The following is a 21803-nucleotide window of genomic DNA, read 5'->3' as shown; positions in this document are numbered from 1 at the left end:
TCGGGCTTTCCGTCGTGGGTGGTTGCTCGCGCTCGCGCGGCGGAGCCGCACATCGGTGCGGCCCCGCGCCCCTAGTGCTGTGACCGGAAAGGTTTGCCGGAAGGCTCGCGGCGTCCGGTGCCGGGGGTACCCCCACGCCTTTCGGGCAGTGGGGGAGCATCGCAAGGCGGAGCATCGCCCGCGTACTGGATGTACTCGGGTGATGCGACAACGCGGCGTGGGGGTGCCCCCGGCCGGAGGCTGGGGGAGGGCCGTGCCGGGCGTCGCGAGCCGGTGAACCTTTCCGGTCACAGCACTAGGCTTCGTGCACCACTGCCAGCAGCTCGCCCGGCTGCACCTGCTGACCCGGTACGGCGTGCAGGGCGGCCAGCGTTCCCGTCGCCGGGGCAGTGATCTGGTGCTGCATCTTCATGGCCTCCAGCCAGATCAGCGGGTCGCCCGCCTGCACCGTGGCGCCCGCCTCCAGGCCGTCGGCGAGACGGACGACCGTTCCCGGCATGGGGGCCAGGAGCGAGCCGGGGGCGTGCTGGGTCTCGGGCTCGGGGAAGCGCGGAAGAGCCCGCAGGGCCGTGGTGTTGACGTGGATCCGGTCGCCGTACGCCGCCACCTCGAACTTCCGCCGCACACCGTCCACTTCGAGGACGACGAGATCCGCGGCGGCGTGGACCACCCGGACCCCGTCCGCCCGGAGGCCCTCGCGGGTGTGGTGGTAGGCGGCCTCCACCTCCTCCCCCGCCAGCTCGTAGCGCTTGATCTGCGGCTGGGAGGACAGGTTGCGCCAGCCGCCGCCGAAGCGGGAGCCGCCGCGTGCGGCGTCGGCGAGGGCGGCGGCCAGCGGGGCGAGCGGGTCGGCCGGCTCATGGAGGTCCGCGAGGTGGCGGTCGTAGAAGCCGGTGTCCATGCGGGCCGAGGCGAACTCCTCGTGCCGCAGGGACGCCAGGAGCAGGCCCCGGTTGGTGGCCGGGCCGTGCAGGGTCAGGCGTTCCAGGGCTCCGGCCAGCCGGCGGACGGCCTCCGCGCGGGTCGGCGCGTGGGCGACCAGCTTGGCGAGCATCGGGTCGTAGTGGACGCCGATCTCGTCGCCGTCGGCGCAGCCGGTGTCCAGACGGATGCCGTCGGGGGCGGCCAGGCGGTGCAGGGTGCCGGTCTGCGGGGCCCAGCCGCGGGCCGGGTCCTCGGCGTAGAGGCGGGCCTCCACGGCGTGGCCGCGGGCGGGGGGCGGCTCGCCCGGCAGGGCCGCCCCCTCCGCGATCCTGATCTGCTCGGCCACGAGGTCGAGGCCGAAGACCTCCTCCGTGACGGGGTGTTCGACCTGGAGGCGGGTGTTCATCTCCAGGAAGTGCGCCCGGCCGTCGGCGACCAGGAACTCGACCGTGCCCGCGCCCGCGTAGTGCACGGCACGCGCGGCGCGCACGGCCAGCTCGCGCAGTTCCTCGGCGAGCCCGGCGGGCAGGCCCGGTGCCGGGGCCTCCTCGATCACCTTCTGGTGGCGGCGCTGGAGGGAGCAGTCGCGGGTGCCGAGCGCCCACACCGTGCCGTGGGTGTCGGCGAGGACCTGCACCTCGACATGGCGGCCGTTCTCGACGTACGGCTCGACGAACACCTCGCCGTCGCCGAACGCGCTCACGGCCTCCGCGCGGGCGCCCTCCAGCGCGCCGGCCAGGTCCTCCAGGCGGCGTACGACACGCATGCCGCGCCCGCCGCCGCCCGCGGCCGCCTTCACCAGGACCGGCAGATCGGCCTCGGTGACCTCGGCCAGGGGCGCGATCCCCAGCAGCTCCTTGGCGCGGGTCTTGGACGCCATCGCCTCGACGGCCTCCGGCGGCGGCCCGATCCACACCAGACCGGCGTCCAGGACGGCCCGTGCGAAGCCGGCGTTCTCGGAGAGGAAGCCGTAGCCGGGGTGCACGGCGTCGGCGCCCGCGGCGAGAGCGGCCTTCACGACGAGGTCGCCGCGCAGATAGGTCTCCGCGGGAGCCGCCCCCGGGAGGCGTACGGCCGTGTCGGCCATGCGGGTGTGCAGGGCGTGCGCGTCGGCGTCCGAGTGCACGGCCACCGTCCGGATGCCCAGCTCACGGCAGGTGCGGAAGACGCGGCAGGCGATCTCGCCCCGGTTCGCGACCAGAACAGAAGTAATCATTCGTCTCACATCCGGAAGACGCCGAAGCCGCCGCGCACGCCCTCGAAGGGCGCGGTGTGGACGGCGGACAGACACAGGCCGAGAACGGTGCGGGTGTCGCGCGGGTCGATGACGCCGTCGTCGTAGAGCCGCCCGGACAGGAACATCGGCAGCGACTCGGACTCGATCTGCTGCTCGACCATCGCGCGCAGGGCGGCGTCCGCCTCGTCGTCGTACGGCTGCCCCTTCGCGGCCGCGGACTGCCGGGCCACGATCGACAGCACGCCGGCGAGCTGCTGCGGGCCCATGACGGCCGACTTGGCGCTGGGCCAGGCGAACAGGAAGCGCGGGTCGTAGGCGCGGCCGCACATGCCGTAGTGCCCGGCGCCGTAGGAGGCGCCCATCAGGACCGACAGATGCGGGACCTTCGAGTTGGAGACCGCGTTGATCATCATCGAGCCGTGCTTGACGATGCCGCCCTGCTCGTACTCGCGGCCGACCATGTAGCCGGTGGTGTTGTGCAGGAAGACCAACGGGATGTCGCGCTGGTTGGCGAGCTGGATGAACTGGGCCGCCTTCTGCGACTCCTCGCTGAACAGGACCCCCTGGGCGTTGGCCAGGATGCCGACCGGGTAGCCGTGCAGGCTCGCCCAGCCGGTGGCCAGGCTGGTCCCGTACAGCGGCTTGAACTCGTCGAAGTCGGAGGCGTCGACGATCCTCGCGATCACCTCGCGCGGGTCGAAGGGCACCTTGAGGTCGCCGGGCACGATGCCCAGCAGCTCGTCGGGGTCGTACTTGGGCGGCTCGGCCGGGCCCGGATCGCCGTACGCCTTGCGGTGGTTGAGGCGGGCGACCACCCGGCGGGCCTGGCGCAGGGCGTCCTGCTCGTCGACGGCGAAGTGGTCGGCGAGGCCGGACACCCGGGCGTGCATGTCGGCACCGCCGAGCGACTCGTCGTCGCTCTCCTCGCCGGTGGCCATCTTCACCAGCGGCGGCCCGCCGAGGAACACCTTGGCCCGGTCCTTGACCATGATCACGTGGTCGGACATGCCGGGGACGTAGGCGCCTCCGGCGGTGGAGTTGCCGAACACGACCGCGACCGTGGGGATCCCGGCCGCCGACAGCCGGGTGAGGTCCCGGAAGACCGCCCCGCCGGGGATGAAGATCTCCTTCTGGGAGGGCAGGTCGGCCCCGCCCGACTCCACCAGGCTGATGCAGGGCAGCCGGTTGGCGAGCGCGATGTCGTTGGCGCGCAGCGCCTTCCTCAGCGACCACGGGTTGGAGGCCCCGCCGCGCACGGTCGGGTCGTTGGCGGTGATCAGGCATTCCACGCCCTCCACCACCCCGATGCCGGTGACGAGCGAGGCACCCACGGCGTACTCGCTGCCCCAGGCCGCCAGCGGCGACAGCTCCAGGAACGGCGTGTCCGGGTCGAGGAGCAGCTCGATGCGTTCGCGGGCGAGGAGCTTGCCGCGCCCCCGGTGCCGGGCGACGTACTTCTCGCCGCCGCCCGCGAGGGCCTTGGCGTGCTCGGTGTCCAGCCCGGCGAGCCTGGCGAGCATCGCCTCGCGGTTCGCCCGGTACTCCGCGCTCGCGGGATCCAGGGCCGAGGACAGGACGGTCACAGCAGAACCTCCGGGATGTCCAGGTGGCGGGAGCGCAGCCATTCGCCGAGCGCCTTGGCCTGCGGGTCGAAACGGTGCCGGGCGGCGACGCCCCGGCCGAGGACGCCCCCCACGACGAAGTTCAGGGCGCGCAGACCGGGCAGCACGTGCCGGGTGACCGGCAGGTCGCGGCTCTCGGGGATCAGCTCGCGGAACCTGTCGGCGGTCAGCTCGTGCGCGAGCCACCGCCACGCGGGCTCGGTGCGCGCCCACACCCCCACGTTCGCGTCGCCGCCCTTGTCGCCGCTGCGGGCTCCGGCGACCAGCCCCAGCGGGGCACGCCGCACCGGACCGGCGGGCAGCGGCTCGGGCAGCAGGGGCTGCGGCACCTCGTCGAGCACGCGGGTGTCCGCGGGCGGTGCCACGGGGATCCGCCGCCCGTCGTCGAGCACGGCCGTGTGCGTGACCGCCTCCTGGGGGACGTACGACGCCTCGAAGACGCCGTACGGGGTGCCCCGGCCGGGCAGGTCGGCGACGTGGAAGCCGGGGTAGCTCCCCAGCGCCAGTTCGACGGCGGCACCGCTGAGCGCCTTGCCGACGGCGGCCTGGTCGGGGTCGCGCACGACGAGCCGCAGCAGCGCGCTGGCGGTCTCCTCCGTGGCGGCGTCGGCGTGGTCGGTGCGGGCCAGCTCCCAGCGGGCGTCGGCGATCTTGGCGAGGACGGGCTCCAGCTGGCGCCGCACCAGGGCGGCCTTGGCGTCGACGTCGAGGCCGGTGAGCACGAACACGACCTCGTTGCGCCAGCCGCCGAGGGTGTTGCGGCCGACCTTGAGGGCGGGCGGCGGGGCCTCGCCGCGCACGCCGTCGACACGGACCCGGTCGGGGCCGTCCTGGGTGAGCCGTACGGTGTCCAGCCGGGCGGTGACGTCCGGTCCGGCGTAGCGGGCGCCCTGCGTCTCGTACAGCAGCTGGGCGGTGACCGTGCCGACGTCGACGAAGCCGCCGGTGCCGGGGTGCTTGGTGACGACGCTGCTGCCGTCCTCGTGGAGCTCGGCGAGGGGGAAGCCGGGGCGGGTGACGTCGCCGTCGGCGAAGAAGGCGTAGTTGCCGCCGGTGGCCTGCGTGCCGCACTCCAGGACGTGCCCGGCGACGACCGCGCCCGCGAGCCGGTCCAGGTCGCCCGGACCCCAGCCGAAGTGCGCGGCGGCGGGCCCGGTGACCAGGGCGGCGTCGGTGACCCGCCCGGTGACGACGACGTCCGCGCCCTGCTTGAGGCACTCGGCGATGCCGAAGCCGCCGAGGTAGGCGTGCGCGGCGAGGCTGCCGGGATGGCTCGCGGTGAGGTCGTCGCCCTCCACGTGCGCGACCCGTACGGGGACGCCGAGCCGCCCGGCCAGCTGCCGGATCCGCACGGCCAGTCCGGCCGGGTTCAGCCCGCCCGCGTTGGCGACGATCTTCACCCCGCGCTCGTGGGCGAGGCCCAGGCACTCCTCCAGCTGGGCGAGGAACGTGCGCGCGTACCCGGCCTCCGGGTCCTTCAGGCGGTCCCGGCCGAGGATCAGCATGGTCAGTTCGGCCAGGTAGTCGCCGGTGAGGACGTCGAGGCCGCCACCGGTGAGCATCTCGCGCATCGCGTCGAAGCGGTCGCCGTAGAAGCCGGAGGCGTTGCCGATGCGCAGCGTCACGCCCGGCCCTCCTCGGCCGTCCCGGCCCCCTTGGGCGCACGGCCCTCGCCGGGCGGCCCCGCGAACGCCTGGGCGATGTCCAGCCAGCGGTCGGCGTCCGCGCCCACGGCGGTCAGGGAGAGGTCGTCGCGATGCGCCCGCTGGGTGACCAGCAGGCAGAAGCCCAGGGCGCTGCCGGTGACCCGCTGGGCGGCGTCCTCGGGGCCGTAGGCCCACAGGTCCCCGGAGGGCGCGTCGAGTTCGACACGGAACTCCTCTCCCGGCGGGGTCAGTCCGTGCGCGCCGAACGCGAAGTCCCGCGCCCGGACGCCGATCCGGGCCACGTGCCGCAGCCGGTCGGTGGCCGGCCGTACGACGCCCAGCGCGTCGGCGACGTCCTGGCCGTGCGCCCAGGTCTCCATCAGCCGGCCGGTCGCCATGGACGCGGCCGACATCGGCGGGCCGTACCAGGGGAAACGGGCGCCGTGCGGCGCGGCCCGCAGGGCCTCGTCCAGGGCCCGGCGCCCGTCCCGCCAGCGGGCGAGCAGCTCGGCGGGCGGCAGCGCGGCCCCCTCGTCGGCGCCGTCGTCGACGAACGACCCGGGCGCCTTGAGGGCCTGCTCCACCAGCGCGGTGAACGCGTCGGCGTCGGTGACGGCCAGCAGGGCCGAGTGGTCAGTCCAGGCCAGGTGCGCGATCTGGTGGGCCACGCTCCAGCGGGGCGCGGGGGTGGCGGTCGCCCACCCCGGCGGCTCCAACCCGGCCACCAGGTGGTCGAGTTCCTCGCTCTCGGCACGCAGATCGTCGAACACGGGCGTCGGATCGGACACGGATGTGCTCCCCTCCGGGGTGTCGTGGTGGGGAGCATGGCAGCGACGCCGGAAACAATCAAGCGTGCTTGCATTAATAATTCCGGCACCTGTGCGTATGCGCAAAGCTACGCTCGGTGACAGGAGGTGGTCACTGTGCACATCCGCGAACTCGACCCCAGCGCATCCCCGTTGGACTACTACGGCTACGAACTGCGCCGCGCGAGAGAGGCGGCGGGCCTGACCCAGAAGGCCCTGGGCTCGATCGTCTTCTGCACGGGGTCGCTGATCGGCCAGATCGAGACGACGCTGAAGGTGCCGACGAGGGAGTTCTCGGAGCGGGTGGATGCCGCGCTGGGCACGGACGGGCTGTTCTCACGGCTGGTGGGGCTGGTGCTGAGGAGCCAGTTGCCGGGTTGGCTTCAGCCGTTCGCGGAGCTGGAGGCGCGAGCGACGAACATCGCGACGTTCCAGACCCAGGTGGTGCACGGCCTGCTCCAGACGCCGGAGTACGCGCGGGCGGTCCTGGAAACCGGCTGGGCCGAGAAACTCGACGATCAGGTTGCGGCGCGGCTGGAACGCCAGCGCATCCTGACACGCGAGAAACCACCGCTGCTATGGGTCGTACTGGACGAGGTCGTGCTGCACAGGCCGTTCGCGGGCAGGGAGGCCATGCGGAAGCAGTTGACGCACCTGCTGGGTTTCCAGAAGCGGCGTGAGGTTCGCCTACAGGTCCTGCCCCTCGGGGTGGGCCAGCATCCAGCCACCGCAGGGTCATTCAGCGTCCTGCGCTTCGACGGCAACCCTGACATCGTCTACTCGGACAACTACGACAAGGGATATCTGTCCGCCAACCCGGACATCGTCAGGGACTGCTCGCATCGTTACGATCACCTGCAAGCTGCGGCCCTTTCAGTGGAGGACTCGGCAGCGCTGATCGCCCGCGTACGGGAGGAACGCTATGCAGAACGGCCAGAACCGGACACCAGCAGAGTGGCGTAAGTCCTCGTACAGCTCGGGAACGGGCGGCGAATGCGTCGAGTGCGCCCCCCTCGGCACCGCCGCCTGGCGCAAGTCGTCCTACAGCGGCGGCACCGGAGGCGACTGCGTCGAGGTCGCCGATCTCCGGCCCCACCTCGCCGTCCGCGACTCCAAGAACCAGCACGGCCCCACCCTGCGCTTCCCCGCAGGGGCCTGGTCAGCTTTCGTGGAATCGGTCAAGGGCTGACACTGTCAGAGCTCGGGGTCGGGCGTGATCTGCCAGATGGTGACCATCTCCGACCTCGGCGTGATCATGTAGACGAAGAAGCCACCCGCGACAAAGGCGTGCTTGGCCCCTTCGTCCACCTCCTGGTACGCAGCCCCGTGGAGGTACAGAGCCTCTGCGGCACGGACCAGTTCGTCGGCGGCTTTCTCCACCTCGGCCAGGAATCCGGGCGGCGCACCCGCCGCCACGGTTTCTTCGTCCGGGACGTACTCCCAGCACCAGGTCACCGCGCCGCCACCGCTTCGGCCGCGGCGCGGTAGAGGACGCTCGCCGTGGTGAGGTGCTCGCGGGCCTCCTCCGGGGCGGCAGCCACACGGGCGAGGTATTCGGCGCGGTGGTACCGCTTCGCTGTCTCCGGGTGCCGCTCGATCTCGATGAGAGCGGCCCAGTGAGCCAGATACGCGTGCACGGGCTTCAGTGACCCGTGCTCGACGGCCTCCGCCAGCGCCTGGTCCTTGGCCCTGTCATAGGCCGGGAGGAGCGCGGGGGCCACGACGGCACAGGCCGCACGCAGAGCGCCCGGTGACCGCTCAGGACGAGGGATCACGGGGCGGTCGTCGGCGGCCTCGGTGTGTTGCAGGCTCATGCTGCAGTTCCCTTCGAGCCCGGGGAGCCGACGGACCGGCCGAGCGCCGGGTGCCGGTTGGTTCGGAACACGGGTCCGACTCTAGTCGGGCCGGACAGCTCCGGGCGGCCCGAAGCTCAGAGAGCGCCCGCCTCCGCGGGCACCTTCCGTCGCCCCACCTGGGTGCGCACCGCGCCCATGCTCGCGGCGATGACCAGGGCGATCGCCGCGGACTGGACCGCCGTGAGGGCCTGGTCGAGGATGAGGAAGCCGGCCGTCGCGGCGATGGCCGGTTCCAGGCTCATCAGGACCGCGAAGGTGGAGGCGGGCAGGCGCCGCAGCGCGAGGAGTTCGAGGGTGTAGGGCAGGACGGAGGACAGGATCGCCACGCCCGCGCCCAGGCCGATCGTCACCGGGTCGGTGAGCTTCGCGCCCGACTCGGCGAGGCCCAGGGGGAGGAAGAGCAGGGCCGCCACCGCCATGGCCAGGGCGAGGCCGTCCGCCTGGGGGAAGCGGCGGCCCGTGCGGGCGCTGAAGACGATGTAGGCGGCCCACATCGCGCCCGCGCCGAGCGCGAAGGCCACGCCCGCCGGGTCGAGATCGCCGAAGCCTCCGCCGCCGAGCAGGAACACTCCGGCGAGGGCGAGCCCGGCCCAGACGAGGTTCACCAGCCGCCGGGAGGCGATCACCGACAGCGCGAGCGGGCCGAGGACCTCCAGGGTGACGGCCGCGCCGAGCGGAATGCGGTCGACGGACTCGTAGAACAGGCCGTTCATCGCGCCCATGGTGATCCCGAAGACCACGACCGTGCCCCAGTCGGCGCGCGAGTACCCCTTCAGACGGGGCCGGCAGACGATCAGCAGCACGATCGCGGCGACCAGCAGCCGCAGCGTCACCACGCCGAGCGCGCCCGCGCGCGGCATGAGGGTGACGGCGAGCGCGCCGCCGAACTGCACCGAGATCCCGCCCGCCAGCACCAGACCGACGGGGCCCAGGGAGCCGAGGGAGCCGCCTCGTCGCCCGCCGGTCCCGGCCGTGGTCACCGGCGCGGACGCCGTGGACACCGAGGACTGCGTGGTGGTGGTGCTCGAAGTGCTCACGGGGGCTTCCTGGAGGCTGGCGCGGATGCGATCATGTTCATCACGATGCACTTGCCAGTCCAGAGTAATGGACTTACGTCAGGCGTGCACCCCCCTTACGCACCTGACTCCTGATCGGGGAGGGCCTCCGCCAGCACCTCCGCGAGATGCCGGCCCCGCACCCCGGCCAGCTGCTCCAGCTGGGTCCGGCAGGAGAACCCGTCCGCGAGGACCACCGAGTCCGCCGGGGCCGAGCGCACGGACGGCAGCAGCTGCTCCTCCGCACAGGCCACCGACACGTCGTGGTGCCCCCGCTCGAAGCCGAAGTTCCCCGCCAGTCCGCAGCAGCCGCCCGACAGCTCGCCGGTCAGTCCGGCCGCGGCGCGCAGCCTCCGCTCGGCCGCGTCGCCGAGGACCGCGTGCTGGTGGCAGTGGGTCTGCCCGGTCACGGGCCGGTCCAGCACCGGCGGCCGCCAGCCGGGCGCGCACCGCTCCAGCGCCTCGGCGAAGGTGAGCACCCGCCCGGCCAGGAGCGCCGCCCTGGGGTCGTCCGGCAGCAGCTCGGGCAGATCGGTGCGCAGTGCCGCCGCGCAGCTCGGCTCCAGCACCACGACCGGCGCCCCGGCGTCGAGCACCGGCTCCATCAGGTCCAGGGTGCGGCGCAGCACCGCGCGCGCCCGGTCGAGCTGCCCGGTGGAGACGTACGTCAGCCCGCAGCACACCCGTCCCCTGCGGGCCCCGAGCAGGGCCGTCACGGAACGCGTCCGGCCGTCCGCCAGGGCCCGGCCCCGGGTCCGCAGCGTCGGCGGCAGCGCCACCCGCAGCCCGGCCGCCTCCAGCACCCGCACCGCCGCCCGGCCGGCCGACGGGGACAGATGCTCGGTGAAGGTGTCCGGCCACAGCACCACCGGCTCGCCCGAGCCCCGCCCGGCGGCCGCCCGCCGCCGCCACCAGCGGCTGAACGGCTCGCGCGCCAGCCTCGGGATCTCCCGCTCGGCCGCGATGCCGCCCATCCGTCTGGCCAGGCGGGCGAGGGGGCGCACACCCGCCAGCGCGTTCAGCGGCGCCGCCGCGCGCATCCGGGCCGCCAGGCGCAGCCACACCGGCAGCAGGCCCATCGCGTAGTGCGCGGCCGGGCGGCGGCGCCCCGCGTAGTGGTGGTGCAGGAACTCCGCCTTGTAGGTGGCCATGTCCACGCCGACCGGGCAGTCCGAGCGGCAGCCCTTGCAGGACAGGCACAGGTCCAGGGCGTCGCGCACCTCGGTCGAGCGCCACCCGTCGGTCACCAGTTCCCCGGCGAGCATCTCGTGCAGCAGCCGGGCCCGTCCGCGCGTGGAGTGCTCCTCCTCGCCGGTCGCCCGGAAGGACGGGCACATCACGGAGGGGCCGGCGGACGTCGTCGTACGGCACTTGGCGACGCCCACGCAGCGGCGTACGGCGGCGGAGAAGTCGCCGCCGTCGTCCGGGTAGCCGAAGGCCACGTCGACCGGGCGGCGCGGGAGGACCGCGAAGCGCAGGCCGGTGTCGAGGGGGGCCGGACGGACGAGGATGCCGGGGTTGAGCAGGTCGTCGGGGTCCCAGACGGCCTTGGCCCGCTCGAACAGGGCGACCGTCTCGGAGCCGTACATCACCGGCAGCAGTTCGGCGCGGGCCTGTCCGTCGCCGTGCTCCCCGGAGAGCGAGCCGCCGTGCGCGACGACGAGGCGGGCCAGTTCCTCGGAGAAGCGGCGGAAGCGGGCCACGCCCTCCTCGCTCAGCAGGTCGAAGTCGATGCGGACATGGATGCAGCCGTCGCCGAAGTGGCCGTACGGCGTGCCGCGCAGGCCGTGCGCGGCGAGCAGGGCACGGAAGTCGCGCAGGTACGCGCCGAGCCGGGCGGGCGGCACCGCGCAGTCCTCCCAGCCGGGCCATGCCTCGCTGCCGTCCGGCATCCGGGTCGACGTACCGGCGGCGTCCTCGCGGATGCGCCACAGCGCCCGCTGCCCCGCCGCGTCGGTCACCACCCGGGCGTCCAGGGCGTCGGCGGCGCGCACGACCGCCTCCGCGTGCGCGCGTGCCCCGGCCGGGGTGTCCCCGCCCGCCTCCACGAACAGCCAGGCCCCGCCCCGGGGCAGATCGGCGGGGGACGGCACCAGATCGGCCGCCATGCCCTCCACCGTCAGCGGCCCGAGGGGCAGCAGCCCCGGCGCCGCCTCGGCGGCCGCGCTCTCGTCGGCGTACCCGAGCACCGCCAGCGCCCGTGCGCGCGGCGGCTCGACCAGCTTCACGACCGCCTCGGTGAGCACGGCCAGCGTGCCCTCCGAGCCGCAGAAGGAGCGGGCGACGTCCGCGCCCCTCTCGGGCAGCAGCGCGTCCAGGGCGTAGCCGGAGATACGGCGGGGCAGGCCGGGGAAGCCGGTGCGCAGCCGGGCGAGTTCCCCCTCGGCCAGCTCCCGCAGCCCGTCGGGCGCCCCGGCCCAGCCCGGCCCGAGCCGCAGCCGCCGCCCGCGCGCGGTGACGACGTCCAGCTCCCGCACGTTGTCCGCGGTCGTCCCCCAGGCCACCGAGTGCGCGCCGCAGGAGTTGTTGCCGATCATCCCGCCGAGGGTGCAGCGGCTGTGGGTGGCGGGGTCCGGGCCGAAGCGCAGGCCGTGCGGGGCGGCGGCCTCCTGGAGCCGGTCGAGGACGAGTCCGGGCTGGACGACGGCGGTACGGGCGCCGGGGTCGAGGGACAGCAGCCGGTTCATGTGCCGGGTGAAGTCCAGGACGATCCCCGTCCCGGTCGCCTGGCCGGCGATGGACGTCCCCCCGCCGCGCGGCACCACCGGCACGCCGTGCGCCCGGCACACCTCCAGCACGGCCGCCACGTCGTCGGCGTCCCGGGGCGCGACGACGCCGAGCGGGACCCGCCGGTAGTTGGAGGCGTCCATGGTGACCAGCGCGCGGGCGGTGACGCCGAAGCGGACGTCGCCCCGGACGGCCTTGCGCAGTACGGCTTCCAGTTCGGGCATGGCTCCACCCAATCAGCCCCGGCGTCTCAGCGGGCGGACGCCCGCCGCCCCGGTCGTCTCAGCGGACGGACGTCGTTTCGACCGCGTTTCCTCCAGCGGATAACCTCACCCCGTGGCTGAGATCCAGATTCCCGCTGACATCAAGCCCGCCGACGGACGTTTCGGCGCGGGTCCCTCCAAGGTGCGGACGGAGGCGCTGGACGCCCTGGCCGCCACCGGTACGTCCCTGCTCGGCACCTCCCACCGCCAGGCCCCGGTGAAGAACCTGGTCGGCAAGGTGCGCGAGGGCATCTCCGAGCTGTTCCAGCTCCCCGAGGGCTACGAGGTCGTCCTCGGCAACGGCGGCTCCACCGCCTTCTGGGACGTGGCGACGCACGGCCTGATCGAGAACAAGTCGCAGCACCTGAACTTCGGTGAGTTCTCCTCGAAGTTCGCCAAGGCGGCCAAGCTGGCCCCGTGGCTGGCCGAGCCGGACGTCATCGTCTCCGAGCCGGGCACGCACCCCGAGGCCGTCGCCCAGGAGGGCGTCGACGTCTACGCCCTCACCCACAACGAGACCTCCACCGGCGTGGCCATGCCGCTCAAGCGCGTGGCCGGTGCCGACGAGGGCGCCCTCGTGCTGGTCGACGCGACCTCCGGCGCGGGCGGCCTGCCGGTCGACATCGCCGAGACGGACGTCTACTACTTCGCCCCGCAGAAGTCCTTCGCCTCCGAAGGCGGCCTGTGGATCGGTGTGTTCTCCCCGGCGGCGATCGAGCGCGCCGAGCGGATCCACGCGTCCGGCCGGCACATCCCGGAGTTCTTCAGCCTGCCCACGGCGATCGACAACTCCCGCAAGAACCAGACGTACAACACCCCGGCCCTGTCCACCCTCTTCCTGTTGAACCAGCAGCTGGAGTGGTTCAACGGCCAGGGCGGTCTGGACTGGACGGTCCGCCGCACGGCCACCTCCGCGCGCACCCTGTACGGCTGGGCGGAGGACGTGAAGTACGCCAACCCGTTCGTCACCGACCCGGCGAAGCGCTCGGCCGTCATCGGCACGATCGACTTCACCGACGACGTGGACGCGGCCGCGGTCGCCAAGGTGCTGCGCGCCAACGGCATCGTGGACACCGAGCCCTACCGCAAGCTCGGCCGCAACCAGCTGCGCGTCGCGATGTTCCCGGCGATCGACCCGGCGGACGTCGAGGCGCTGACGAAGTGCGTCGACTACGTGATCGAACAGCTGTAACCGTCACCGGTACGGCCGTCAGGGGCGCCCGCCAGGACAGCGGGCGCCCCTTCGTCGTCCCTCAGCGGCTCAGACCGCGGAAACGGCGCACCGCCAGGGGCAGGAAGACGGCCGTGAGGACGACCGGCCACACGCCGGCCATCAGCAGCGCGTGCTGCTCCACCCAGGAGTCGCCTCCGCCGGCGGGCGTGCCGAACAGGTCACGGGTCGCGGCGGCCGTCGAGGAGATCGGGTTCCACGCGGCGACCCAGCCCAGCCAGTCGGGCATCAGCTGCGGGGCGACGAAGATGCTGGAGATCATCGTCAGCGGGAAGGCGACCGCGAACAGCCCGCCCGCGGCCTCCGGGTTGGGCACCAGCAGCCCGAGCCAGACACCGAGCCAGATCAGCGCGAACCTCAGCCACAGCAGCAGCCCGAAGGCGGCCACGAAGCCGAACCCGCCGTCCGGGCGCCAGCCCATGGCGAGCGCGGTGAGCATCATGATGGCCAGCTCGGCGCAGGCGATCAGCAGATCGGTGACCCCGCGCCCGGCGACCACGGCGGAGGACGCCATCGGCATGGAGCGGAACCGGTCGATGACACCCTTGGTGGAGTCGTACACGACGACGGTCGCGGTGTTGATGAAGCCGAACGCCATCGTCATCACGAACATGCCGGGCATCAGGAAGTCGGTGTAGTCGCCGCCGCCCGGCACGGTCATCGCCGAGCCGAAGACATAGCCGTAGAGCAGCACCGACAGGATCGGGAAGCCCAGCTGCCAGGCGATGTTCACGGGCTGGCGCTGGTAGTGGGTCAGACCGCGGCGGACGATGTTCCAGCAGTCGGCGAGCGCCCAGTGGACGCGGCTGCGGCTCGGGGCGGTGAGTTCCGGGGCGCTCATACGGCTGCCTCCTCCTTGTCGGTGCGGTGTCCGGTCAGGCGCAGGAACACGTCGTCGAGGCTCGGCCTGCGCAGTCCGATGTCCTCCACCCGCACGCCCTCGTCCTGGAGGGTGCGGGCCACGTCCGTGAGCGCGGCCACCCGGTCGGTGACATGCGCGTGCACCCGCAGCTCGGCCTCGTCCGCCTCGGGTTCGCCGTCGGACACCCGGGCGACGGCCTTCACGGCCCGCGGGATGTCCGTCCGCTCGGCGACGACGACCTCGATCCGGTCGCCGCCCACGGCGCTCTTCAGCCCGTCGGGGGTGTCGTCGGCGATGGCCCGCCCCTGGTCGATGACGGTGATCCGGGAGGCGAGCCGGTCGGCCTCCTCCAGGTACTGGGTGGTCAGCAGCACGGTCGTCCCGCCCGCCACCAGCGCCCGTACGGACTCCCAGACCTCGCCGCGGCTGCGCGGGTCGAGCCCGGTCGTCGGCTCGTCGAGGAACAGCACGGCCGGGGCCAGGATCATCGACGCGGCGAGGTCGAGGCGGCGCCGCATGCCGCCGCTGTACTTGCCGACGCCCCGGTCGGCGGCGTCGGTCAGGTCGAACTGCTCCAGCAGCTCGGTCGCGCGCGCCCTGGCACGCCGGCCGCCCAGGTGGAACAGCCGGCCGAACATCTCCAGGTTCTGCCGGCCGGTGAGCACCTCGTCCACCGCCGCGTACTGCCCGGTCAGCCCGATGCGCGCCCGTACCTCGCGCGGCCGGCGGGCCACGTCCAGGCCCGCCACCCGGGCGCTGCCCCCGTCCAGCCGGACCAGCGTGGACAGGATGCGCACGGCGGTGGTCTTGCCCGCGCCGTTCGGCCCCAGCAGGCCGTGCACGGTGCCCTCCCGGACGGCCAGGTCGAAGCCGTCCAGGGCGCGCTTCTCGCCGTACCGCTTCTGAAGTCCCTCGGCGTGCACCGCGTATGCGTCGCTCATAGCCCCTCCTCAAGAACTGAGTACACCGTACCCGATGACGCGTACACCGTACCCAGTTTTTCCGTGGGGTTTTAAGCTAGCCCGCATGACGAGCAGCGACAGCGGTACGCAGGCCAGCGGCAGCGGCGACATCGTCCGCACCCTCGAACTGCTCTGGGACACCGGACGCCGGCCCAGCCGGGGCCCGAAACCCTCGCTGTCACCGGAGCGGATCGTGGAGGCGGCCGTCCGGGTCGCCGACGCCGAGGGCCTGGAGGCGGTCTCCATGCGCCGGGTCGCCACCGAGCTGGGCACCGGCGCCATGTCCCTGTACCGCCATGTCCCCGGCAAGGCCGAGCTGCTCGACCTGATGCTGGACCGCGTCCAGGGCCCGCCGCAGGACCTCACGGCCACCGACCCGGCCGAGGGCTGGCGTGCCGCCCTGGAGGCGTCGGCCCGCGGCGGGCTGGAGCTCTACCGCCGCCACCCCTGGCTGCTCCAGGTCAACCAGTCGCGGCCGATCCTCGGCCCGAGCGCCATGGACGGCATGGAGGCGGTGCTGACCCGCATCCGGCCGATGGGACTGTCCGACGTCGAACTGGTCTCGGTGATCGTCACGCTGGACGCCTACGTCGCCGGCGCGGCCCGCACCCGGCTGTACCAGCAGGAGGCCGAGCGCCGCACCGGCCTGACCGACGCCCAGTTCTGGGAGGCGCAGGTCCCCACCCTGGAGAAGGTCATGGCGAGCGGCCGCTACCCGGTCATGGCCTCCCTCTCCGGGGACGCCTTCGGGCCCGACTTCGACCACTTCGAGTTCGGACTGCAACGGATCCTCGACGGCCTGGAGATGCTGGTGTCACAGCGCGGCCGGAACTGATCATTTCGGCCTAGGGTCCTGCTGACGGCCTCCGACGGGCCGTCACCTCAGGGAGGGGACCCACCACATGGCACTTCGCACGTTCCTGCGCACGCTCGGCTCCAACGCCCCGTCCGTGGACACCGTGACCGGCACCGGCCGCATCCTGCCCGGCGCGCCGCTCGATCTCACCGTCCACCTCCGCGGGGGCGGCGCCGACCTCGACGTCGAGCGGCTGCGGCTGGAACTCGTCGTCCGCGCCGAGGACCGCGAGGCGGACGGCTCCACCGCCTGGAACAACCCGTACGTCGTCACCGCCGTCACCGAGGGACCCTTCCGCCTCCCGGCGGGCGCGCACCTCACCCGCGAGGTCCGCGTCGACGTGCCCTGGACCATGCCGTTCACCCACGCCCGCGGCGAACGCCTGCGCGGCAGCCGGGTCGCCGTCCGCACCGAGCTGGCCGTGGACGGGGCCGTCGACCGCGGCGACTTCGACGAGATCGAGGTGCACGCGCTGCCGGCGCAGGACATGCTCTTCGGCATCTACGAGGACCTGGGCTTCCGCTTCCACGAGTCGGAGGTGAAGGTCTTCTCCCAGCCCTGGCCCGAGCGCTACAGGTCCCGCCGCTCCACCGACTACTGGCAGGAGCTGGACTTCCACTTCCCCGACTCCTGGGACTACAAGGGCTGGGAGCTGGAGACCGTCCTCATCACCTTCGCCGACGAACTGGACCTCCACCCCGGCGGCAACCCCCCGGTGACGCTCTCCTACGCGGACATGGACCGCGAGAAGTGGGCACAGGCCGTCGAGCGGCACGTGCGCCGGCACTGGAACAGGTGAGACCGCGCGGCGGGCGCGCTACGAACGCCGCCTGAGCCGCACGACGCCGAACAGCCCGGCGGCCACCGCGGCGACGATCAGGTACTCGGCCTTCAGCCCGGAGCCGCCGCCGTCGCCGGAGGCGCCGTCACCGCCGCTGCCGGAGGGCTTCCCGGAACCCTCCGAGGAGCCGCCGCCGGGCGCGTCCTGCGCCTCGACCGGGCTGTCCGCGCCCTCCATGCCGAGCAGCAGCTTGCTGCCGTCGGCCGAGTAGGAGACCGACTCCCCCTGCCCCAGCGGCACACTGATCCGGTCCAGCCGCTTCGGCTTGCCGCCGTTCCAGTCGTACGCGATGCCGCCCATGTAGCCCCGGACGACGAACTGTTCGCCGTCCGGGGAGAAGGCGGCGTCGGTGGCCCACAGGTCGATCGGGGCGACCGGCTCGAACATGTTGGTGCCGGAGGGGGACAGCGGGGCGCGAGCTGCGTAGAGGTGCCCGCCGTCCTCGTTCTTGTCGATGAGGTAGACGTCCCCGGTCTTCGGGTGCACCAGCATCGACTCGGCGTCGCGGGGGCCGTCGGAGTACTTGACGACGTACTGGGTGGCCCGCACCGACTGGTCCTTCAGCTCCTTGGGCTCCGGGAGCCTGTAGACCCAGACGTGCTCCCAGGTGCCGCCGAGGTTGTCGCCGATGTCTCCGACGTAGAGCTGGTCGTCGGGCCCCATCGAGATCGCCTCGACGTCGCGCGGGGCGCCGACACCGGTCATGGTCACGGTCGCCACGGTCTCGCCGGTGCTGCTGTCGACGGCGTACAGGAAGGCGCCCTCGTCCTGGTCGTTGTGGGTCCAGTAGATCCCCGGGTGCTGCCGGGAGGCGGCGAGACCGCTCGACTCCGTGATGCGCGGGTCCTCGATGGTGAACCCCCCGTCCCCGTCGTCGGCGGACGCGGGCACGGTGAGCCCGAACAGCAGGCAGGCGGCTGCGGAGAGGACGGCTGCAAGGGATCGGCGCATGCCCCAAGCCTGCCATCCCGGGACCGGTTTCCCTCAGGGGACGGGGGCGGCGGACCGATCATCGGCCGTGGCGGTCCTCACACGTCGCACGGCCCCCACCCGCTTCCCCGATCGTCCATGATGAGCGGATGCTCAGGTTCATGCCCGTAGGCGACTCCATGACGATCGGGAGCGCGGGCGAACACACATGGCGCTACCGGCTGTGGCAGCACCTGCGGGACACCTACGGCGGCCCGTTCGCGATCGTGGGCCCGCGCGAGGCACTCCACGACAAGACCGCCGACGCCCCCACCTCCCTGGACTACGCCGACCCCGGCTTCCCGCGCGCCCACCTCGCCGGCTGGGGCGAGGGCTGGCTGCACATGGCCCCGCTGATCGCCGACGCGGTCCGCGCCCACCGGGCGGACGTGCTGCTGGTGTCGCTGGGCCTGATCGACCTGGGCTTCTACACGAACGCGGAGCAGACGGCCGAGAACGTCCGCGCCTTCGTCACCGAGGCGCGCTCGGCGAACCCGCGGGTGCGCCTGGTGCTGCTCCCGGTCATCCCGAACGTCCGGGCCGAGGAGGACCCCGGCTTCGCGGCGCAGGTGACCGCCTTCAACGAGCTCCTCGCGAAGACGGCCGCCGACCTGGACGAGCCGTCCTCGCCGCTGCTGCTGGCCTCGGTCCCGGAGTCGTACGACATCCACCGTGACACCTACGACGGCACCCACCCCAACGCGAGCGGCGAGCACAAACTGGCCGCGGCCTTCGCCGACACGATGTGGCAGGCATGGTCCTGGGGCGCGCAGTACGCACCGGCACAGCCCGGCCGGGCAGGCTCTCTTGCATAGAGCGCACTCCAAGCCGTTGGCTTGAACACCATGGAGTACACGCAGCTCGGACGCACCGGACTCAAGGTCAGCCGACTGGTCCTCGGCACGATGAACTTCGGCCCCCAGACGGACGAGGCCGACAGCCACACCATCATGGACGCGGCACTGGACGCGGGCATCAACTTCTTCGACACGGCCAACGTGTACGGCTGGGGCGAGAACAAGGGCCGTACGGAATCCATCATCGGCAACTGGTTCGCGAAGGGCGGGGAACGGCGCGACAAGGTCGTCCTGGCCACGAAGGTGTACGCGAACATGGGCGCGGAGGGCGATGCCTGGCCCAACCACGACAAGCTGTCCGCGGTGAACATCCGGCGGGCCGTCGACGCCAGCCTCAAGCGGCTGCGGACCGACCACATCGACGTCTACCAGTTCCATCACATCGACCGCGCCACCCCCTTCGAGGAGATCTGGCAGGCGGTCGACGTCCTGGTCCAGCAGGGCAAGATCCTGTACGTCGGCTCCTCCAACTTCCCCGGCTACAAGATCGCCCAGGCCAACGAGACCGCCGCCCGGCGCGGCGGCACCATCGGTCTCGTCAGCGAGCAGTGCCTGTACAACCTCGCCGAGCGCCGTGCCGAGATGGAGGTCGTCCCGGCCGCGCAGGAGTACGGCCTCGGGGTGATCCCGTGGTCGCCGCTGCACGGCGGGCTGCTCGGCGGGGTGATCAGGAAGGAGGCCGAGGGGGGACGCCGCTCCTCCGGCCGGGCCGCCGACGCCCTGGCCGACCCGGTCCGGCGCGCACAGCTCCAGGCGTACGAGGACCTTCTGGACAAGCACGGCCTGGAGCCCGGCGAGACCGCGCTGGCATGGCTGCTCACCCGCCCCGGGGTGACGGGCCCGATCGTCGGCCCGCGGACGGCGGAGCAGCTCGGCTCCGCGCTGCGGGCGGTCGAGCTGGAGCTGAGCGAGGAGCTGCTGGCCGCCCTCGACGAGATCTTCCCCGGCCCGGGCCCCTCCCCGGAGGCATTCGCCTGGTAGGGCCTCCCGCGCCGAGGCGGCCTGGGCTACCTTCCCAGCGCCGCCGCCAGGGCCACCACGACGAACATCAGCACGAGCGCACCGGCCATGATCCGGTTCCGGGTTTTCGGGTCCACGCGGACGAGCCTAACCGGCCGCGCCGAGCGGCCAGCGGCCGACCGGGTCGTAGCGGGGCTGCTCGCCCGGTGTCCCGGACCTCGGCGGGTTGCTGCGCACCAGGACCAGCTCGCCCACGGTCCAGGCCGGGCCGGTGAACCCGGCCAGCGCCTCGACGTACGGCGTCATGTCCACGGCGTCCCGGCTGCGGGCCAGCGTCAGGTGGGCCCGGTAGCGCCGGTGCTCGCCCGTGCCGAGGCCCGCCCGGCGTGCGGCGGCCTCGCTGCGGCCGGCGAGGAGCCTCATGGCGGCCAGGTCGCCCTCGGCTCCGGCCCACAGGGCGCGGCCGCGGCCGAACTGGCCCCCTCCGCCGACGGCCAGCGGGAAGGGCGCGCTGCGGTGGGCGGCGCGCTCCAGCCGGGCCGACAGGCCGGGGACGACGGTGTCGTCGACCTCGCCGTAGAAGGCGAGGGTGAAGTGCCAGCCGGGGCGGCCGGTCCAGCGCAGCCGGTCCGCTCCGGGCAGGCTCTTCAGCAGGGCGACCTCCGCGGCCAGGTCGCTGACCGCTTCGGCGGGCGGCAGGACCGCGGCGAAGAGTCTCATACGGCCACCCTGCCACCCCGGCGGCCGCGGGGCGGCGGGATCACACCGCCGGTGCCGGCTCCTCGATCCGCTCCCTCGGCACGAACCGCACGACCGGGTGGCCGTGGTGCCAGCCCACCGACAGCCGCAGTCCGCCCGTGCGGGCCAGGACCAGGCCGATCACGCCGGCGGCGAGGGCGGCGACCGCGCCGCCCGCCGCGAGGCCGACGCGGGGCCCGTAGGTGTCGGTGACCCAGCCGACGACGGGCGCGCCGACCGGGGAGCCGCCGAGGAACACCATCATGTACAGCGCCATGACGCGGCCGCGCATGGCCGGGTCGGTGGCCATCTGGATGCCGGTGTTGGCGGTGACGTTGATGGTCATGCCGAACAGGCCCAGCGGGATCATCAGCAGGGCGAACATCCACAGGGAGGGTGCGCCGGCCGCCATGATCTCCAGGGCGCCGAAGACGACCGCCGCCGCGCTCATCACCCGCAGCCGGGCCGTGCCGCGGCGGGCGGCGAGCAGGGCGCCGGAGAGGGAGCCCACGGCCATGAGGGTGTTGAAGAGGCTGTAGGTGCCGGCGTCGCCGTGGAAGACGTCGTCGGCGAAGGCCGAGAGGTACACCGGGAAGTTGAAGGCGAAGGTGCCGACGAACCCGACGAGCACGATCGGCCAGATCAGCTCGGGGCGTCCCGAGACGTACCGCAGGCCCTCGCGGAGCTGGCCCTTGCCGCGCGGGGCGCGCTCGGCCACGTGCAGTTCCCCGGCGCGCATCAGCAGCAGACCCGCGACGGGCGCGACGAAGGACAGGCCGTTGAGCAGGAACGCCCAGCCGGTGCCGACGCCGGTGATCAGCAGGCCGGCGACGGCGGGGCCGACGAGGCGGGCGGACTGGAAGTTCGCCGAGTTGAGGCTGACGGCGTTCTGGAGCTGGCCGGGGCCGACCATCTCGGTGACGAAGGACTGGCGGGCCGGGTTGTCGACGACCGTGGCGAGGCCGACGGCGGACGCGGCGACGTAGACGTGCCAGACCTCGACCTCTCCGGTGAGGGTCAGCACGGCCAGGGCGAGGCCGGTGAGGGCCATCGCGGCCTGGGTGACCAGCAGGGTGGGGCGCTTGGGCAGCCGGTCGACGAGGACGCCGCCGTAGAGGCCGAACAGCAGCATCGGCAGGAACTGCAGGGCGGTGGTGAAACCGACCGCGGTGGCCGAGCCGGTGAGGCTGAGGACCAGCCAGTCCTGGGCGATGCGCTGCATCCAGGTGCCGATGTTGGAGACGGCCTGGCCCATGAAGAACAGGCGGTAGTTGCGGACGCGCAGGGAGCTGAACATCGAGGACCTGCGGGAGGTGCCGAGGCCGGGCGGGCGGGAGTCGTGGGCGGTCGGTGCGGGTGCGGAGTCTGCTCCGGTTCCCGGACTCAAAGGG

Annotated in this window: 20 protein-coding genes; 7 read left to right on the top strand and 13 right to left on the bottom strand. The window is 73.1% G+C overall.

Features of this window, described 5'->3' with window-relative positions; genetic code table 11:
* Nucleotides 1-295 precede the first annotated feature (295 nt).
* The 4 genes from ACIQGV_RS25910 to ACIQGV_RS25895 are packed head-to-tail and all read right to left on the bottom strand — an operon-like array spanning nucleotide 296 to nucleotide 6217.
* Nucleotides 296-2140, bottom strand: coding sequence for an acetyl/propionyl/methylcrotonyl-CoA carboxylase subunit alpha (locus tag ACIQGV_RS25910; RefSeq protein WP_402498020.1), 1845 nt, complete (start codon nucleotides 2138-2140; stop codon nucleotides 296-298).
* Nucleotides 2141-2145: 5 nt separating this feature from the next.
* Nucleotides 2146-3744, bottom strand: a complete 1599-nt coding sequence (locus tag ACIQGV_RS25905) for an acyl-CoA carboxylase subunit beta (RefSeq protein WP_402498018.1) — start codon at nucleotides 3742-3744, stop codon at nucleotides 2146-2148.
* On the bottom strand, nucleotides 3741-5408 hold the full coding sequence (locus ACIQGV_RS25900) for an acyclic terpene utilization AtuA family protein (protein WP_402498015.1): 1668 nt from the start codon (nucleotides 5406-5408) through the stop codon (nucleotides 3741-3743). The genes ACIQGV_RS25905 and ACIQGV_RS25900 overlap by 4 nt, the downstream gene beginning before the upstream one ends.
* Nucleotides 5405-6217, bottom strand: coding sequence for a TIGR03084 family metal-binding protein (locus ACIQGV_RS25895; protein ID WP_402498013.1), 813 nt, complete (start codon nucleotides 6215-6217; stop codon nucleotides 5405-5407). The genes ACIQGV_RS25900 and ACIQGV_RS25895 overlap by 4 nt, the downstream gene beginning before the upstream one ends.
* 135 nt (nucleotides 6218-6352) lie before the next feature.
* Here ACIQGV_RS25895 and ACIQGV_RS25890 point away from each other — a divergent pair, with 135 nt between their 5' ends.
* Nucleotides 6353-7198 (top strand): Scr1 family TA system antitoxin-like transcriptional regulator, encoded by an 846-nt coding sequence (locus ACIQGV_RS25890; protein ID WP_402498011.1) that lies wholly within the window; start codon nucleotides 6353-6355, stop codon nucleotides 7196-7198.
* Nucleotides 7158-7424, top strand: a complete 267-nt coding sequence (locus ACIQGV_RS25885) for a DUF397 domain-containing protein (RefSeq protein WP_402498009.1) — start codon at nucleotides 7158-7160, stop codon at nucleotides 7422-7424. The genes ACIQGV_RS25890 and ACIQGV_RS25885 overlap by 41 nt, the downstream gene beginning before the upstream one ends.
* 5 nt (nucleotides 7425-7429) lie before the next feature.
* On the opposite strand, the gene ACIQGV_RS25880 is transcribed toward ACIQGV_RS25885, so the two are convergent.
* The 4 genes from ACIQGV_RS25880 to ACIQGV_RS25865 form a co-directional block, all read right to left on the bottom strand.
* Nucleotides 7430-7690 carry a hypothetical protein gene (locus ACIQGV_RS25880; RefSeq protein ID WP_402498007.1) on the bottom strand — a complete coding sequence of 87 codons (261 nt, stop codon included), beginning with the start codon at nucleotides 7688-7690 and terminating at the stop codon, nucleotides 7430-7432.
* Nucleotides 7687-8049: a DUF6247 family protein gene (locus ACIQGV_RS25875; RefSeq protein WP_402498005.1), complete on the bottom strand. Its 363-nt coding sequence runs from the start codon at nucleotides 8047-8049 to the stop codon at nucleotides 7687-7689. Before ACIQGV_RS25875 ends, ACIQGV_RS25880 begins: the two co-directional genes overlap by 4 nt.
* 116 nt (nucleotides 8050-8165) lie before the next feature.
* Nucleotides 8166-9071 carry an EamA family transporter gene (locus ACIQGV_RS25870; protein ID WP_402498237.1) on the bottom strand — a complete coding sequence of 302 codons (906 nt, stop codon included), beginning with the start codon at nucleotides 9069-9071 and terminating at the stop codon, nucleotides 8166-8168.
* A gap of 152 nt (nucleotides 9072-9223) precedes the next feature.
* A complete protein-coding gene (locus ACIQGV_RS25865; RefSeq protein WP_402498004.1) occupies nucleotides 9224-12097 on the bottom strand; it encodes an FAD-binding and (Fe-S)-binding domain-containing protein in 2874 nt (957 codons plus the stop codon).
* A 112-nt stretch (nucleotides 12098-12209) separates the two neighbouring features.
* On the opposite strand from ACIQGV_RS25865, the gene serC reads away from it, so the two are divergent.
* Nucleotides 12210-13328, top strand: coding sequence for a phosphoserine transaminase (gene serC / locus ACIQGV_RS25860; protein WP_402498002.1), 1119 nt, complete (start codon nucleotides 12210-12212; stop codon nucleotides 13326-13328).
* A 61-nt stretch (nucleotides 13329-13389) separates the two neighbouring features.
* Here serC and ACIQGV_RS25855 read toward each other — a convergent pair whose 3' ends face one another.
* Together ACIQGV_RS25855 and ACIQGV_RS25850 are read right to left on the bottom strand one after the other, a co-directional pair.
* Entirely contained in the window at nucleotides 13390-14208 is an 819-nt protein-coding gene (locus ACIQGV_RS25855) for an ABC transporter permease (protein ID WP_402497999.1), read from the bottom strand.
* Nucleotides 14205-15170, bottom strand: coding sequence for an ATP-binding cassette domain-containing protein (locus ACIQGV_RS25850; protein ID WP_402497997.1), 966 nt, complete (start codon nucleotides 15168-15170; stop codon nucleotides 14205-14207). The genes ACIQGV_RS25855 and ACIQGV_RS25850 overlap by 4 nt, the downstream gene beginning before the upstream one ends.
* A gap of 85 nt (nucleotides 15171-15255) precedes the next feature.
* Here ACIQGV_RS25850 and ACIQGV_RS25845 point away from each other — a divergent pair, with 85 nt between their 5' ends.
* Both ACIQGV_RS25845 and ACIQGV_RS25840 read left to right on the top strand, forming a co-directional pair.
* A complete protein-coding gene (locus tag ACIQGV_RS25845) occupies nucleotides 15256-16026 on the top strand; it encodes a TetR/AcrR family transcriptional regulator (RefSeq protein ID WP_402497994.1) in 771 nt (256 codons plus the stop codon).
* A 67-nt stretch (nucleotides 16027-16093) separates the two neighbouring features.
* Complete coding sequence (locus ACIQGV_RS25840) at nucleotides 16094-16846, top strand: sporulation protein (protein ID WP_402497992.1); 753 nt, start codon at nucleotides 16094-16096, stop codon at nucleotides 16844-16846.
* An 18-nt stretch (nucleotides 16847-16864) separates the two neighbouring features.
* Here the strand turns inward: ACIQGV_RS25840 and ACIQGV_RS25835 are convergent, their stop codons facing one another.
* The gene (locus tag ACIQGV_RS25835) at nucleotides 16865-17839 is read right to left on the bottom strand and encodes a WD40 repeat domain-containing protein (RefSeq protein ID WP_402497989.1); all 975 of its coding nucleotides are present in this window, start codon (nucleotides 17837-17839) and stop codon (nucleotides 16865-16867) included.
* A 128-nt stretch (nucleotides 17840-17967) separates the two neighbouring features.
* Between ACIQGV_RS25835 and ACIQGV_RS25830 the strand changes: the two genes are divergently transcribed.
* A complete protein-coding gene (locus tag ACIQGV_RS25830) occupies nucleotides 17968-18672 on the top strand; it encodes an SGNH/GDSL hydrolase family protein (RefSeq protein WP_402497988.1) in 705 nt (234 codons plus the stop codon).
* Nucleotides 18673-18702: 30 nt separating this feature from the next.
* A complete protein-coding gene (locus ACIQGV_RS25825; protein WP_402497986.1) occupies nucleotides 18703-19695 on the top strand; it encodes an aldo/keto reductase in 993 nt (330 codons plus the stop codon).
* 126 nt (nucleotides 19696-19821) lie between these two features.
* Here ACIQGV_RS25825 and thpR read toward each other — a convergent pair whose 3' ends face one another.
* Complete coding sequence (thpR, locus tag ACIQGV_RS25820; RefSeq protein WP_402497984.1) at nucleotides 19822-20394, bottom strand: RNA 2',3'-cyclic phosphodiesterase; 573 nt, start codon at nucleotides 20392-20394, stop codon at nucleotides 19822-19824.
* Between the two features lie 40 nt (nucleotides 20395-20434).
* Nucleotides 20435-21799: an MFS transporter gene (locus ACIQGV_RS25815; protein ID WP_402497981.1), complete on the bottom strand. Its 1365-nt coding sequence runs from the start codon at nucleotides 21797-21799 to the stop codon at nucleotides 20435-20437.
* Between the last annotated feature and the right edge of the window lie 4 nt (nucleotides 21800-21803).

The sequence above is a fragment of the Streptomyces sp. NPDC093094 genome, assembly GCF_044754345.1.
Lineage (GTDB): Bacteria > Actinomycetota > Actinomycetes > Streptomycetales > Streptomycetaceae > Streptomyces.
Note: the sequence above shows the minus strand (reverse complement) of the source record. Positions and strands in the feature narration are given on the sequence as shown.